Raw genomic sequence first — 1,239 nt, 5'->3', positions numbered from 1 at the left:
GCTTGCCGTAGCGATCGCGTGTAGGTGTCGCGGATAGATGTCATCTGTTTGAGTGCATCTCGTGTGTCATCGGCGGCATCGGCTTTCGCATCATCGATCAATTTCTTCAGAAAGGCCTCGGTCTTCGCGTCGGGGTGGCCATTCTGCAGATCGTGCTCCGCGGCGTCGATGATGTTGTCGAGCCCTTGCAACTCGTGTTCCAACGTGGCGATCCGGCGTGCCCCGGCTTTTTGCGCCTCAGCTAAGGCGGCGGCAATGTTCTCCAGGTCGCTACCGATTTTGGGCAACTGCTCGGACTGTGCACCAAGCGATTTGACGAGCCGCTGCACTTCAGCCGCATCGTTGATCGGGTGGTCGCCGTTCTGGTGGTTCCAGGCCGCGTCGAACCGTTGCCGGGCTTGCTCAAACGAGTGGTCCGCCTCGGCGGTGTGTCGACCAGCACCATGAAAAGCCTCCGCCAGTTGAGAGATCTGAAAAGGGCTACCGGCCTGCAAGCTCTGGTTGATCGCCCATGGGTCACCGCCAGCTCTGGCGATGAGATCGCCAATGCTTAGCTCGATCAGTTGCATCGCACCACCCGCCAACCCGCCGTCTATGCTTCCGACCAGCTACGACGCTACCTCTAGTGGTATCCGGTCATGTCAGTTCCGGACGCAGCGCCTCACTGCTGTCGCTCCTCGCGAAGCTGGTCGATCAGGGTGGTACTCGGTGCGTGATCATTTGCCACCAAAGCCGCGCACCAAGCGCGCGACACCAACTGCAGATCGGCGTCAATCGCTTCGATATCGCGCATGTCCGAATGCTAAGCCGAGGCAGCGCTTCGCTCACTTCACCCCGGCGAACGGCGCAGATTCTTTATCTCGAAGGTGACTGATCGCTGGCGTAAGACCACCGACTTTATGCGGCCGTCAGCATCGGTTTGAGGCAGATCGTCGTCGGACCGGCCTGACGTCGCTGGGATTCGCTAGTGAGATGAAGCCGTGTCTGCGCTGCGTCGAGGCTAGTACATAGTGAATAGCGGCCAACGGCGTCCGCCCGTAATTTTCTACCCATGCGAGACCTCGCGACCATCGATGGCGAATCCGCCTGGTGACGCGAGCGCGCCTAGCGGCTCGATAACTCTGCGACGGCATTCCAGTACCACATTGATCGATCAGGCGCTCGACGAGCGAACGGCGGCAAATTGCACCGCAGCGTCGGCTTGAACCGGCGTGGAGAGGTTACCAGCGGGGTAGCGTC

At 60.3% G+C, this 1,239-nt stretch carries 1 protein-coding gene and 1 pseudogene; both read right to left on the bottom strand.

Annotated features, from left to right (window positions below):
* Positions 1-569, bottom strand: a pseudogene (locus A5622_RS01105) (hypothetical protein); the annotation flags it as partial.
* Positions 570-661: 92 nt separating this feature from the next.
* On the bottom strand, positions 662-793 hold the full coding sequence (locus tag A5622_RS30410) for a hypothetical protein (protein WP_255361663.1): 132 nt from the start codon (positions 791-793) through the stop codon (positions 662-664).
* Between the last annotated feature and the right edge of the window lie 446 nt (positions 794-1,239).

The organism is Mycobacterium sp. 1245801.1 (genome assembly GCF_001673055.1).
Taxonomy (GTDB): Bacteria; Actinomycetota; Actinomycetes; order Mycobacteriales; family Mycobacteriaceae; genus Mycobacterium; species Mycobacterium europaeum_A.
This window is presented reverse-complemented; position numbering and strand designations above follow the sequence as displayed.